Here is a 12,562-nt window from a genome sequence, read left to right as displayed (position 1 = left end):
TGATGACATCACACGGTTTTTCACTTAAACGCTGCATGCTGGACGCGATTTTTTCCGGGCTGATTGCGCTGGTTATTTTCGGCCCCATTGCGGGCGTGGTGCTGGACGGTTACAGCTTTAACTTCGCCGGACAGCGGCTGGCCTGGATGGTCGGCATCGTCATGCTCGGGCGTTTTCTGCTGAGCGCCTTTTTAGGTACCGCCGCGGGCGCCCGTTTCCAGGCACGCTTCGAAGCCGATAGCGCGGGCGTATATGTCCGGCCACCGGAATACAAAAGCCGCATGCGCTGGATTATTCCTCTGGTAATTGCTCTTGCGATTTGCTTTCCGTTTGTCGCCACGAAATATGTGCTGACCGTCGCCATTCTCGGGCTGATCTACGTGCTTCTCGGTCTGGGGCTGAACATCGTCGTGGGTCTGGCCGGCCTGCTGGATCTGGGATATGTCGCGTTCTACGCAATTGGGGCGTACGGTCTGGCGCTGGGATACCAGTATCTCGGCTTAGGCTTCTGGAGCATGCTGCCGCTGGCGGCAATCATGGCCGCCGCCGCAGGCGCCCTGCTCGGTTTCCCGGTACTGCGCATGCACGGTGACTATCTGGCCATCGTCACACTCGGGTTCGGGGAGATCATTCGCCTGATACTGAACAACTGGCTGACCTTCACCGGCGGACCAAACGGCGTGTCGGCCCCTCCCCCCACCTTTTTCGGTCTGGAATTTGGGCGACGCGCGAAAGAAGGCGGCGTGCCCTTCCACGAGTTTTTCCACCTGACCTATAACCCGAACATGAAGTTTATTTTTATCTACGCGGTGCTGTTCCTGGTGGTGATGCTCGTGCTCTACATCAAGCACCGCCTGACGCGGATGCCGATTGGTCGGGCGTGGGAAGCACTGCGTGAAGACGAAATTGCCTGCCGCTCGATGGGGTTAAATCATGTTCTGGTTAAGCTGTCGGCCTTTACGCTGGGCGCATCGACCGCAGGGATTGCCGGGGTGTTCTTCGCCACCTATCAGGGGTTCGTGAACCCGACCTCCTTCACGTTCTTTGAATCTGCACTGATCCTCGCCATCGTGGTGCTGGGCGGTATGGGCTCGACGCTTGGCGTAGTGCTGGCCGCTTTTGTGCTCACCGTAACGCCGGAACTGCTGCGCAGTTTTGCCGAGTACCGCGTCCTGCTGTTTGGCATGCTCATGGTGGTGATGATGATCTGGCGTCCGCGCGGTTTGATCCGCATTAACCGCAGCGGGTTCGCCGTGCGTAAGGGTGTCGCACCATGAACGGAACGATATTACGCGTTGAACATCTGATGATGCACTTCGGCGGAATTAAGGCGCTAAATGACGTCAACCTGGACGTACAGCGTGGCTCAATTACCGCCCTTATTGGGCCAAACGGGGCGGGAAAAACAACCGTGTTTAACTGTCTGACGGGCTTCTACAGGGCCTCCGGCGGCAACATTTTATTTAATACCCGCCATAAAACGACCAACGTTATTCAGGTGCTCGGACAAAAATTCCAGCCGGGTGACTGGATTAACCCCGCGCAGTTCGGGCAGCGTCTGTTCTACAAAATGTTTGGCGGAACGCATCTGGTCAACCGCGCAGGGCTGGCCCGCACGTTTCAAAATATCCGTCTTTTTCGCGAGATGTCTGTCGTGGAAAACCTGCTGGTTGCGCAGCATATGCGCGTTAACCGCAATCTGCTCGCCGGGATCTTAAATACGCCGGCATACCGGCGGGCGGAAAGCGACGCCCTGGACAGGGCCTTCTACTGGCTGGAAGTGGTGGATCTGGTGGAGTGCGCCAATCGTCTGGCGGGAGAGATGTCGTACGGCCAGCAGCGGCGTCTGGAAATTGCGCGAGCAATGTGCACCGGCCCGGAAATGATCTGTCTGGATGAACCCGCCGCCGGACTTAACCCGGTTGAAACGCATAAGCTCAGCAGCATTATTCGCTTTCTGCGGGATCATCATGACATCACGGTATTACTGATTGAGCATGATATGGGGATGGTGATGGAGATTTCGGACGACATTATCGTGCTCGACCACGGGGATGTTATTGCCAGGGGAAAACCCGAGCAGATCCAGCATGATGAAAAGGTCATTGCCGCCTACCTGGGTACGGATGAAAGCGAGGTCAACCTATGAGCGAACCGCTGCTGGCATTTCGCGGGGTGGATGTGTTTTACGGCGTCATTCAGGCGCTTAAACAGGTTTCCCTCGAGGTCAATAAGGGTGAAACCGTGGCGCTGATTGGCGCAAACGGCGCGGGTAAATCGACATTGCTGATGTCCATCTTTGGCCAGCCCCGCATTCGCAGCGGACAGATCCTTTTCGGCGGTGAAGATATCAGCCATAAATCCACCCACTACGTCGCGTCCGGCGGCATCGCGCAGGCGCCGGAAGGCAGACGAATTTTCCCGGATATGACCGTTGAAGAGAACCTGCTGATGGGGACCATCCCCATCGGCAGCCAGTTTGCCGCTGAGGATATGCAAACCATGTTCGACCTGTTCCCGCGCCTCAAGGAGCGACGCAAGCAGCGCGCGATGACCATGTCCGGCGGAGAGCAGCAGATGCTGGCGATCGCCCGGGCGCTGATGAGCCGTCCGAAGCTGCTGCTGCTGGATGAACCGAGCCTCGGTCTGGCGCCGATTGTGGTGAAACAGATCTTCCAGACGCTGCGCGAGCTGGCCCGCAACGGCATGACCATCTTTCTGGTGGAGCAGAATGCGCATCACGCGCTGAAGCTTTCCGACCGCGGGTATGTGATGGTTAACGGGCAGATCCGGCTGAGCGGCAGCGGCGAGGAGCTGCTGGGAAATCAGGAGGTGAGGAAGGCGTATTTGGGCGGGGTTTGACTACACGATGTTCATGCGCCATCGAATCACCTTTATACTGTTTAACATCGGCGATTCAGCTGCCTTTCATGACGTGTGTCGCTGCGCTTCTTCTCCTCTAAGCCAAAACTATATCAATAAATCGCACTATTTATTGTAGGCCCGAGCAAGCGTAGCTCCAGCGGGAGGAACGCAAAAAGATACTTTGTCAGCAGTCTTAAGCTCCCCTTTTTGGGATATCACAACAATGCTTTCCTTGAAAAAGGATAAAATAATTTACTCGCGTAAATCCTTTTTATAGGCAATAAGCGTCCTTATGCGATAAAGTAATAAGGTGAAAACCTCACATTACTTACACAGCAAAACTATTAGCTAACAGGTGATTACATGAAGAAATTTATTAAATGGATTTTCTATATCTTTATTGCTTTGATGGTTCTGGGATATATCGTCGGTAAAAACGACAAATCTGAAGCAGGCGCGACTTCGTCTTCTGCATCAGTTGCGGATACGCAAGAGTCAGTACCGCAAAAAGAAGTGTTTACAACCTCCGCAAGGCAGCTTTTTAAAGCTTATGAAGAAAATGAAGTTGCAACCGATGAAAACATGAAAGGTAAGCTCGTCGCAGTCAAGGGGGTTGTTCAGTCCATTGATAAAGATTTTACAGACTCAATTATCATCGGCTTACAAACAGACAACCAGTTCATGCCTGCACGAATGGAGATGGAAAACTCAGAAAAGGCTACTGCTGCAGCAATGAAAAAAGGACAGCAGGTCACTGTTATTTGTAAAAAAATGATCCGAGTAATGGGTGCTCCTTCTGGACGAGATTGTTTATTCGCAAAATAACGAATCGGGAGGGTTGCCCTCCCATTCCATTCCCCCGATCCATCCTGTCGCCAACATCATGCCACTTATCCATACCTGATATGCTTATATAATACCCTTATTCCACACGCCAATCGCGTTGCAGTATCGGGGTAACATAAAGATATGTAGACGCGACGATGTAATCGCCTGGCTGTACTTGCGAAAAGCTGGAATAATAATCGGAGAGCGAAATCAGAAAATAAAAAAACCACCTTTCGGTGGTTTATACGACACTGCTTATTGCTTTGATTATTCTTTGTTTCCCATGGTAGCCGGAGTGGGACTTGAACCCACACAGCGCGAACGCCGAGGGATTTTAAATCCCTTGTGTCTACCGATTCCACCATCCGGCCAGGGAAGAAAGTGGAGGCGCGTTCCGGAGTCGAACCGGACTAGACGGATTTGCAATCCGCTACATAACCGCTTTGCTAACGCGCCGTAAAACTTTTCAAACTGACACCCGCTACTGCGCATGTCTTTAATCTGGAGCGGGAAACGAGACTCGAACTCGCGACCCCGACCTTGGCAAGGTCGTGCTCTACCAACTGAGCTATTCCCGCATGTCATCAAGTAAACATCTAACCACTTGATTTCATTATCGTCCGGCTTGCTGTGCCGCCGTTCGATGCGTTGCATTCTACTGATATGACGTTATGAGTCAACGTTATTTTTTGCATCCCTGGATCGTTTGCTGAAAATTACGGCGAAACGATCACTGATCAAGCAAATCCCCGCGCGCAGCGTTCAAATATTGCAGCATGGACCACAGCGTCAGCACTGCCGCCACCCACAGCAGACCAATTCCCGCCCATTCAACCCAGGCGTTCGGACGCCAGAGCATCCAGACCAGCGCCGCCATCTGCGCCGTCGTTTTGACTTTACCAATCCACGAGACCGCCACGCTGCTGCGTTTCCCCAGTTCCGCCATCCACTCGCGCAGCGCAGAGATAATGATCTCGCGGCCGATCATGGTTGCCGCGGGCAGCGTCACCCACCAGGTATGATAGTGCTCGGCTACCAGCACCATGGCGATAGCGACCATCACTTTGTCTGCCACCGGATCGAGGAAGGCACCGAAACGGGTGCTTTGATTCCAGCGGCGCGCCAGATAGCCATCAAACCAGTCGGTGACCGCTGCGATAAGGAAGATCAATGCGCAGGCGAAAGGTGCCCAGACGACCGGCAGGTAAAATGCCAGTACAAAGAACGGGATGAGTACGACACGGAAGAGAGTGAGCAACGTAGGGATATTAAATTGCATAATGACGGTAACTGTTTGTTGTCAGTAAAATTTAGCTCTATGTTGCTACAGAGCCCTCAATGTTTCAACGAGTAGTAGATCTTTTCTGCCAGGCCTTGCGAAATACCCGGCACTTTTGCAATTTCCTCCATGCTGGCGTTGAGTAATCCTTGCAATCCGCCCATATATTTCAGCAGCATCTGGCGACGTTTTGGCCCCACGCCTTCGATCGTTTCCAGGCTACTGGTATTTTTCACCTTCGCCCGTTTTTTGCGGTGACCGCTGATGGCATGATCGTGTGATTCATCGCGAATATGCTGGATGACGTGCAGCGCCGGGGAGTCCGGCGGCAGGCTGAAGCCCTCGCCTTCCGGCTCGAAGAACAATGTCTCCAGACCGGCCTTACGATCGGCCCCTTTTGCGACCCCCAGCAGCAGCGGATGGTTTTTATCCCAGCTGACATCAAGCGATTCAAATACCGCTTTCGCCTGGCCGAGCTGCCCTTTCCCGCCGTCAATCAGGATCACATCCGGAATTTTGCTCTCTTCTATGGCTTTACCATAGCGACGACGCAGCACCTGATTCATGGCCGCATAGTCATCGCCCGGCGTGATCCCGGTGATGTTGTAGCGGCGATACTCGGCGCGCAGTGGGCCATTCGCATCAAAAACCACGCAGGAGGCCACCGTCTGTTCTCCCATTGTGTGACTGATGTCGAAACACTCCATCCGTTTCACTTCCGGAAGCTTCAGCAGCGTCGCCAGGGCCGTTAAACGCTGGTTGACCGTCGACTGCTGCGACAGCTTAGTGGTGAGTGCCGTCGCCGCGTTGGTTCGCGCCAGCTTCAGATAACGCGCGCGATCGCCGCGCGGTTTAGTTTGTACATTCACCCGACGGCCCGCCAGTTCAGAGAGCGAATCGGCCAGCAGGGTTTTATCGTCAAGATTAAAATCGAGCAGGATCTCAGAAGGCAGCGTGCGCATCTGGCTCCCCTGCAGGTAGAACTGGCCTACAAAGGTTTCCACCACTTCACCCAGTTCAGTACCGCCGGGCACTTTCGGGAAATAGCTGCGGCTGCCGAGCACTTTGCCCTGGCGAATAAACAGCACGTGCACGCAGGCCATCCCGGCGTCAAAGGCTACGCCGATGACGTCGAGATCGTCACCGGTATTCGAGACAAACTGTTTCTCAGTGACTCTGCGCACCGCCTGGATTTGGTCGCGGATACGCGCGGCCTCTTCGAACTCGAGTGCGGCACTGGCTTTTTCCATCCGCGCGATCAGCTGCGTTAAGACCTGATCGTCTTTTCCGGCTAAGAACAGGCGCACATAATCCACCTGCTGGGCATACTCTTCTTCACTTACCAGCCCTTCCACGCAAGGCCCCAGGCAGCGTCCAATCTGGTACTGCAGGCACGGGCGCGAGCGGTTACGGTAAACGCTGTTTTCACACTGGCGGATAGGGAAGATTTTTTGCAGCAGCGCCAGCGTTTCACGCACGGCATAGCCGTTAGGGAACGGCCCGAAGTATTCGCCCTTGGCGTGTTTTGCACCGCGGTGCATCGCGAGGCGCGGATGGGTATCGCCGCTCAGAAAAATAAACGGGTAGGACTTATCATCACGCAACAGAACGTTATAGCGCGGCTGGTAGAGCTTTATATAGTTGTGCTCAAGCAGCAGCGCTTCTGTCTCGGTGTGCGTGACGGTGACATCAATATTCTGAATGAGTGAGACCAGCGCTTCGGTCTTACGGGAGGCCAGGTTACTGCGAAAATAGCTGGAGAGGCGTTTTTTAAGATCTTTTGCCTTCCCCACGTAGATAACCGTACCGCCAGCGTCATACATGCGATAGACGCCAGGCTGGCTGGTTACGGTTTTCAGAAATGCTTTTGAATCGAACACATCACTCACTGACTTAACAACGTCTCCGCATTACACAAACCGTGCCGGATGGCCAGGTGCGTCAGTTCAACGTCGCCATGAATGTTCAGTTTACTGAACATCCGGTAACGATAGCTGTTCACCGTTTTCGGGCTGAGATTCAGCTGCTCCGAGATCTCATTCACCTTCTGACCTTTGGTGATCATCAGCATAATCTGCAATTCACGCTCGGACAAACTGGCAAACGGTGATTCGGTTTTCTCGGGCTCGATCTGACTCAGCGCCATCTGCTGGGCAATGTCGGACGCTATGTAGCGCTGTCCGGCAAACACGGAACGGATCGCATTGACGACTTCCTGCGGCGCAGCACCTTTACTCAGGTAGCCCGCTGCGCCCGCCTGCATCACTTTCGCGGGCAGTGGGTTTTCGGTATGCACGGTCAGCATGATGACTTTTGTATCAACAAAGGTACGCGCGATTTTGCGTGTTGCTTCAAGGCCACCGATACCGGGCATGTTCATATCCATCAGTACCACATCGGCCGAGTTTGTGCGGCACCATTTTACCGCATCTTCGCCGCAGCACGCCTCACCGGCAACCTTAATACCTTTAATATCTTCAAGAATGCGTCGTATCCCTGCGCGCACCAGTTCGTGGTCATCAACAAGAAGGACGTTGATCAAAGGAAATGTCTCCAGAATAGGGATAACGCTACTGAGTGATAATTTGGTTTATATTAACGGTTTTCCTCGCAAGATTAAAACGTTAAAAAACCGGCTATTCGATTTTGCTCTCGTTTTTGGAAATTAGGCTGTACAGTCCGTGGAAAGAGAGACCATGCATTCAGGGCTTTTGCAGCTTTTTTTAAGCATCTGTATTCAAAAAGTTACAAAAAACTTGCAGGCTTTTCCTGCAAAAAAACAGATCTCAAATTTTTGTAACAATAATTAACGGCAAGCGAACCGGGCATAAACAATTAATAGACTTTAACGGCGGTTTAGTTTACCGGTACGTTCTGTTTACGCAATTAAACATCAACGTAAAAGTACGAAAAACAACCGCTGCATTTTTTGCTGCAGCTTGTGGTATACTCCGCCGCCTTGACTTTCGTCGTCGCGCTTTAGCGCCGTTAAATAATGAGGAAAATAAATGAGCACACCTGAATTTGCCACTGCGGAGAATAACCAGGAACTGGCACAGGAAGTAAACTGCCTGAAAGCACTGCTGACGCTGATGCTGCAGGCGATGGGCCAGGCGGATGCCGGTCGTGTGATCATTAAAATGGAAAAACAAATCGCGGAGATGGAAGACCAGGCTGAATCTGCGGTATTTGCTAACACCGTTAAGCAAATCAAACAAGCCTACCGCCAGTAACAAAAAACGGCTGGATGCAGTGCATTCAGCCGTTTGCTCGTCTGTCACGCAGAACGTATTATCCCGTCAGATCAGTCCCGTTGCCGCCGCGTAGCACGCAATCTGGGTTTTGTTAGGCGCGTTGAATTTCTTCTGCATATTTTTCTGATGGAAGTTAACGGTATTCTCTGAGATAGAGAGAATGATCGCTATTTCCGCTGACGTCTTCCCTTCCGCAGTCCATTTCAGAATTTCGCGCTCGCGTTTGCTGAATTTCATTTCAGGTGGCATGACCATCTCATCTTCAAAACGCACCAGAGAAGTTAAGGCCATTTGCACCAGCATTTGCAGCCGCAGTTCTATTTCCTCATGGGCAAACGGCCCTTCCAGTGCACTAGTACGGGAAACAGACAGGAAGCCAAGCGCATGATTAGGCAGCATCAGGCACTGCGTTATTCCCGCGCGTAAACCGTGGTCCTGGGCGCTATGCCATAATTCCTGCGCCTCGGCAAATAATGCGTCTGTCCAGGGCAAATGACCCTGGATGAAATTTTCCGCTTTTAAAACCGGATCGATAGCGAAATAGTTCGCGGATTGATATTGCGCCATCCACGGCTTTGGATAAGTGGTCTGCAAAGAGATTTTAGGGCGCGTAAAGGGCACGGGATGTCGCACGCAGAGCGCGTAATAATCGAATTCCAGCGCCTGAGTTTGCCGCTCTAGCTCTCGATATACCTCATCGGTATTCGTCAATTCCCGAAACCGGAGGGAGCAATCCCGTCGCCAGGTGAAAAAGTCTGAATCCTTCATACTTACTAAATGAAGCCTCTGAAAAGATAATCATTATTATGGTGAATATAACCTAACACATAAAACTTTTTTCTAACTACAAAATATCGGCATTAGCACAATTAACTTTACTATTGATAAGGTTTATCCGGGCCGGATGGAATAAAAAAACAAACGACTGCCCCCGAAGGGAGAATAATTTGCTCCAGCCTAAATTTCTGGAGCAAATTAGTGCAAAAATGCTACTGCATCAGGAATTTTTCAAGGAACTGACGGGTTCGCGGCTGCTGAGGATTAGCGAACAGGCTTTTCGCCGGCCCCTGCTCCACAATCCGCCCCTGATCCATGAAGATGGCTCTGTCAGCCACATCGCGTGCAAAGCTCATTTCATGCGTCACGATCACCATCGTCCGTTTTTCCTGCGCCAGCTGGCGAATGGTGTTCAGCACTTCACCCACCAGTTCCGGATCGAGCGCAGAGGTCGGTTCATCAAAAAGGATCACGTCAGGGCGCATAGCCAGCGCGCGCGCTATCGCCACGCGCTGCTGTTGCCCGCCAGACAGACGGCGCGGATAGCTGGTCTCTTTCCCCGCGAGCCCGACTTTAGCGAGCAGTTCGCGCGCGCGCGCCGTCGCTTCCTCTTTCGATTCACCTTTTACAATGACCGGTCCTTCAATAATGTTCTCCAGCACCGTACGGTGCGGGAAGAGATTAAAGCTCTGGAAAACGAAGCCGACATGCTGGCGCAGGCGGCGAATTAACCCTTTCTGTTGGCTAATGGATTTCCCGGTATCAATCGTTATCTCCCCTACCCGAATAGTGCCGCCTTCCGGCTGTTCAAGCAGGTTAATACTGCGCAGCAGCGTCGTTTTTCCCGAACCGCTTGGTCCGATAATCGCCACCACTTCACCCTGCTCGACTTCAAGATCGATCCCGTGGAGCACCGTTTGACCGTGGAATTTTTTCACCAGGTTTTTGACGTCGATAGCACTCATTTTGGATCACGCTCCTGGCGGTTAAGCTGGTTTTCGAAGTAGTTTTGCAGAGCAGACAGCACCGTCGCCATCACCCAGTAAATCAGCGAGGCGGCCAGATACATGGTAAAGACCTCAAGCGTGCGCGAAGTAATGAGCTGCGCCTGACGGAACAGCTCCGGTACCTGAATCGTTGCCGCCAGGGACGTATCTTTCACCAGGCTAATGAAGCTGTTGCTGAGCGGTGGAAGCGCCACGCGCGCAGCCTGCGGCAGAATGGCCCGACGCAGCGTCTGCCATGGCGTCATCCCGATACTGGCCGCCGCCTCCCACTGCCCTTTGTCAATGGAGGAGATCGCCGCTCGCAGGGTTTCTGACGTGTACGCCGCGGTATTGAGCGACAGACCAATCATCGCTGCGGGGATCGGATCCAGCTCGATACCAAACTGCGGCAAGCCGTAGTAGATCATAAAGAGCTGGGCGATAAGCGGCGTGCCGCGAAATACGGAAATATAAAAGCGCGCCAGCCAGCGTACCGGCAGGATGGGTGACATGCGCATTAATGCCAGCACAAATCCCAGCACCAGCCCGAAGAACATCCCGCCGATACTGAGCTGTAACGTAAATACCGCACCTTTCAGCAGATACGGCAGAGAATCAATAACCAGCTGAATACTTTCTTGCATTATTATTTTTCGACCTGATTTTTAGACATGAGGATGGTAGGCAAACAGCGCAGGCGCCCCGCCGGTATGGACAAATAAAATCGGCCCTTCATCCTTAAAGCGTTTCTGCGCAATGCCGTCAATCAGTCCGGCCATCGCTTTGCCGGTATAGACCGGATCGAGCAGTATCCCCTCGAGGCGCGCCAGCAGCTTCACCGCCTCCATGCCCTCTTCGTTAGGCGTGCCGTAACCAGGCGCAAAATAGTCGTCCCAGAGCAGAATATCGGCCCTGGCCTTCAGCTCCAGCTGCGCGGCTACCGCCTGCTGTAAAGTGACCACCTTCGGCTTCTGATCCGCGACGCTGCGGGATACCGTCACGCCAATCAGCTCGACGTCCGGCAGCAGTTGTTCGAGCCCCACCGCCAGCCCGGCGTGCGTGCCCGCGCTGCCGGACGCGACAACCACGGAGGAAAGGCTTACCGCGCCCTCGCACTGCTGCGCGATTTCCAGCGCACTTTCCACATACCCCAGCGCGCCCAGCGCGTTCGAACCGCCGACGGGGACAACGTAGGGGCGGAACCCCTGCGCTTCCAGACGCGTCGCCAGCTCGTCGAGCTGGGCGGTCGGGTCGGTCAACGCCTCCACCATTTCGACCTGCACGTTAAACAGATCCAGCAGCAGGCGGTTACCGTTGGTAAGATAGTTTTCTGCCCGCGTGCCAATCGGGTTTTCCAGCAATGCCACGCAGTGGAGCCCGAGCTTTGCCGCCACTGCCGCCGTCTGACGAACGTGGTTGGACTGGATAGCTCCGGCGGTAATGAGCGTATCCGCGCCTTCGCGCAGTGCGTCAGCCGCCAGAAACTCCAGCTTGCGCAGCTTATTGCCCCCCATCGCCATCGGCGTCACGTCGTCACGCTTGATAAAAATATCGCGCCCTAAATAATCAGAAAATCGCGGCAGGTACTCCAGCGGCGTCGGCGCGCCGATGAACTCCAGGCGGGGAAAGCGCGTTAAATTCTGTAGTGACATGGGTTCTCCGGTAACTCTGACAAAATGTGATATTTTTCATTATGCACGCAGACGCGAAAGAAATAAAAAAGGCGCTTTTAAAAGCGCCTTTTTTTACGTCAAAGACTTATTTGGTGACGTCTGCACCGAACCACTTCTCGGAGAGCGCCTTCAGGCTGCCGTCTTTTTGCATGTCAGCAATCGCGGAATCAATCGCTTTGACCAGGTCTTCGTTACCTTTACGAACGGCAACGCCTGATTCCTGACGAGAGAACGCATCACCCGCTACCGCCAGGGTATTGTTGGTTTTCTTCACCAGATCCAGCGCTGCCAGGCGGTCAACCAGAATGGCGTCGATACGGCCCACGCGCAAATCCTGGTATTTCGTCGGGTCATCATCATAGGTGCGGATATCCACGCCCTGCACGTTCTGGCGCAGCCACTCTTCGTAGTTGGTACCCAGACCGACACCGACTTTCTTCCCTTTCAGGTCCGCGGCAGTTTTAATTCCGCCTTCGTTGCCTTTCTTCACCAGCGCCTGAATACCGGACACGGTGTACGGCGTAGAGAAGTCATATTTCTTCTTACGCTCGTCAGAAATGGTCACCTGATTAATCACCACATCAATACGTTTGGAATCCAGCGACGCCAGCATACCGTCCCATTTGGTCGGTTTCAGTGACGCTTTAACGCCGAGGTGCTTCGCCAGCTCTTCAGCAAACTCCACTTCAAAACCGGTCAGCTTACCGTCATCGCCCTGGAAGCTGAACGGAGGATAGGTTCCTTCCAGCCCGACCAGCAGCGTACCGCGCTCTTTTACTTTATTCAGCAGGTTTTCTGCGGCGAACGTTTTCACGCTCATGCCCGCAACCAGCGCAACGGCCATAACACCCATCAGCGCCTGACGACCCAGAAGTGCAAATTTCATAAATACCCCGATAT

At 53.3% G+C, this 12,562-nt stretch carries 13 protein-coding genes, 3 tRNA genes and 1 pseudogene; 6 read left to right on the top strand and 11 right to left on the bottom strand.

From position 1 onward, the window contains the following. Positions 1-2 precede the first annotated feature (2 nt). The 4 genes from livM (at position 3) to FOY96_RS08045 (ending at position 3,690) form a co-directional block, all read left to right on the top strand. A complete protein-coding gene (gene livM, locus FOY96_RS08060) occupies positions 3-1,277 on the top strand; it encodes a high-affinity branched-chain amino acid ABC transporter permease LivM (RefSeq protein ID WP_096151451.1) in 1,275 nt (424 codons plus the stop codon). Further along, positions 1,274-2,149 carry an ATP-binding cassette domain-containing protein gene (locus FOY96_RS08055; RefSeq protein WP_039263773.1) on the top strand — a complete coding sequence of 292 codons (876 nt, stop codon included), beginning with the start codon at positions 1,274-1,276 and terminating at the stop codon, positions 2,147-2,149. The genes livM and FOY96_RS08055 overlap by 4 nt, the downstream gene beginning before the upstream one ends. Further along, a complete protein-coding gene (locus tag FOY96_RS08050; RefSeq protein WP_096151452.1) occupies positions 2,146-2,862 on the top strand; it encodes an ABC transporter ATP-binding protein in 717 nt (238 codons plus the stop codon). The genes FOY96_RS08055 and FOY96_RS08050 overlap by 4 nt, the downstream gene beginning before the upstream one ends. Before the next feature lie 366 nt (positions 2,863-3,228). Beyond that, the gene (locus FOY96_RS08045; protein ID WP_087822808.1) at positions 3,229-3,690 is read left to right on the top strand and encodes an OB-fold protein; all 462 of its coding nucleotides are present in this window, start codon (positions 3,229-3,231) and stop codon (positions 3,688-3,690) included. A gap of 287 nt (positions 3,691-3,977) precedes the next feature. Here FOY96_RS08045 and FOY96_RS08040 read toward each other — a convergent pair. The 6 genes from FOY96_RS08040 to uvrY all read right to left on the bottom strand — a co-directional run bounded on the left by FOY96_RS08040 (position 3,978) and on the right by uvrY (position 7,514). Next, positions 3,978-4,064 (bottom strand) — tRNA-Leu (locus tag FOY96_RS08040). 11 nt (positions 4,065-4,075) lie between these two features. Continuing rightward, positions 4,076-4,149: transfer RNA gene (locus FOY96_RS08035), tRNA-Cys, on the bottom strand. Between the two features lie 46 nt (positions 4,150-4,195). Beyond that, positions 4,196-4,271, bottom strand: a tRNA-Gly gene (locus FOY96_RS08030). 152 nt (positions 4,272-4,423) lie between these two features. After that, a complete protein-coding gene (pgsA, locus tag FOY96_RS08025; protein ID WP_028019572.1) occupies positions 4,424-4,972 on the bottom strand; it encodes a CDP-diacylglycerol--glycerol-3-phosphate 3-phosphatidyltransferase in 549 nt (182 codons plus the stop codon). 56 nt (positions 4,973-5,028) lie between these two features. Next, positions 5,029-6,861 carry an excinuclease ABC subunit UvrC gene (gene uvrC / locus FOY96_RS08020; RefSeq protein ID WP_032658637.1) on the bottom strand — a complete coding sequence of 611 codons (1,833 nt, stop codon included), beginning with the start codon at positions 6,859-6,861 and terminating at the stop codon, positions 5,029-5,031. Next, positions 6,858-7,514, bottom strand: a complete 657-nt coding sequence (gene uvrY / locus FOY96_RS08015; RefSeq protein WP_013096026.1) for a UvrY/SirA/GacA family response regulator transcription factor — start codon at positions 7,512-7,514, stop codon at positions 6,858-6,860. The genes uvrC and uvrY overlap by 4 nt, the downstream gene beginning before the upstream one ends. 372 nt (positions 7,515-7,886) lie before the next feature. Here uvrY and FOY96_RS23350 point away from each other — a divergent pair. Then, positions 7,887-7,955: pseudogene (locus FOY96_RS23350) on the top strand (hypothetical protein); the annotation flags it as partial. 25 nt (positions 7,956-7,980) lie between these two features. Further along, a complete protein-coding gene (locus tag FOY96_RS08010) occupies positions 7,981-8,205 on the top strand; it encodes a DUF2594 family protein (RefSeq protein ID WP_008500345.1) in 225 nt (74 codons plus the stop codon). Between the two features lie 66 nt (positions 8,206-8,271). Here FOY96_RS08010 and sdiA read toward each other — a convergent pair whose 3' ends face one another. From sdiA to tcyJ, 5 genes are all read right to left on the bottom strand, one after another. Beyond that, the gene (gene sdiA / locus FOY96_RS08005; RefSeq protein WP_143346817.1) at positions 8,272-8,994 is read right to left on the bottom strand and encodes a quorum-sensing transcriptional regulator SdiA; all 723 of its coding nucleotides are present in this window, start codon (positions 8,992-8,994) and stop codon (positions 8,272-8,274) included. Positions 8,995-9,215: 221 nt separating this feature from the next. Next, complete coding sequence (gene tcyN / locus FOY96_RS08000) at positions 9,216-9,968, bottom strand: L-cystine ABC transporter ATP-binding protein TcyN (protein ID WP_143346816.1); 753 nt, start codon at positions 9,966-9,968, stop codon at positions 9,216-9,218. Next, positions 9,965-10,633, bottom strand: a complete 669-nt coding sequence (gene tcyL / locus FOY96_RS07995; RefSeq protein ID WP_014884380.1) for a cystine ABC transporter permease — start codon at positions 10,631-10,633, stop codon at positions 9,965-9,967. Before tcyL ends, tcyN begins: the two co-directional genes overlap by 4 nt. Before the next feature lie 21 nt (positions 10,634-10,654). After that, a complete protein-coding gene (gene dcyD, locus FOY96_RS07990) occupies positions 10,655-11,641 on the bottom strand; it encodes a D-cysteine desulfhydrase (protein WP_048977123.1) in 987 nt (328 codons plus the stop codon). 106 nt (positions 11,642-11,747) lie between these two features. Next, entirely contained in the window at positions 11,748-12,548 is an 801-nt protein-coding gene (tcyJ, locus tag FOY96_RS07985; protein ID WP_023336163.1) for a cystine ABC transporter substrate-binding protein, read from the bottom strand. Between the last annotated feature and the right edge of the window lie 14 nt (positions 12,549-12,562).

This window comes from Enterobacter asburiae (assembly GCF_007035645.1).
GTDB lineage: Bacteria > Pseudomonadota > Gammaproteobacteria > Enterobacterales > Enterobacteriaceae > Enterobacter > Enterobacter asburiae_B.
This window is presented reverse-complemented; position numbering and strand designations above follow the sequence as displayed.